Origin of the sequence: Rhodococcus sp. ENV425, assembly GCF_002887785.1 — a bacterium.
Classification (GTDB): Bacteria; Actinomycetota; Actinomycetes; order Mycobacteriales; family Mycobacteriaceae; genus Rhodococcus; species Rhodococcus aetherivorans.
Window position 1 is genome coordinate 2158 of record NZ_PCZU01000280.1, and the last position, 840, is coordinate 2997.

1 protein-coding gene is annotated in these 840 nt (G+C 73.5%); it reads right to left on the reverse strand.

All coding sequences use genetic code 11. From position 1 onward, the window contains the following. A partial coding sequence (locus CQZ88_RS26335; RefSeq protein WP_258008807.1) for a condensation domain-containing protein occupies positions 1–840 on the reverse strand: 840 nt, incomplete at both ends.

The following is an 840-nucleotide window of genomic DNA, read 5'->3' on the forward strand; positions in this document are numbered from 1 at the left end:
GTCGGCGGACACCGGGACCGGATCGAGGTCGGGGGTGGCCTGGGCGGGGTCGGTGACCAGCTGCACCGGGCCGGTGTTCTCGTTCGGGTACCAGGTGCGCAGGGTTTCGTGGCGGGTGATCAGGTCGTGCACGGCGGCGGTGAGCGCCGCCCGGTCGAGGCGGCCGGTCAGCCGGATCGCCATCGGGATGTTGTAGGCGGCCGAGGCGGTGTCGAACTGGTTGACGAACCACATCCGCTGCTGGGGTGGGGACAGCGGGATCCGGTCGGGGCGCGGGCCCGCGGTGAGGGGGACGCGGGTGCCACCGGCGTGGTCGTCGAGGATGCGGGCGGCGAGGGTCCGCACGGTGGGGGCCTCGAACAGCACCCGCACGCCGGCGTCGGTGCCGAGGGCGGCGTTGATGCGGGCGACGACACGGGTGGCGATCAGCGAGTTTCCGCCGAGGTCGAAGAAGCTGTCGTCGACGGAAACCTTCTCGTGGCCGAGGGCCTCGGCGACGATGTCGGCGAGGGTGGCCTCGGTGTCGGTGGCCGGGGCGCGGTATTCGCCGGTGGCCGACAGGTCGGGTACCGGCAGGGCGCGGCGGTCGAGCTTGCCGACCGGGGTGAGCGGGATCTCGTCGAGGACGACGATCGCGGCGGGCACCATGTGCGCCGGCAGCTGCCCGGCGACGTGCCCCCGCAGCGCGGCGGCATCGACGTGGTGGCCGGTCTCCGGCAGGACGTAGGCGACCAGGGCGGTGTCGCCGGACAGGGCGGTGTGCCCGATCGTCACCGCGAAGGCGACGTCGTCGTGAGCGGCGAGGGCGGTGTCGATCTCGCCGAGTTCGATGCGGAAGCC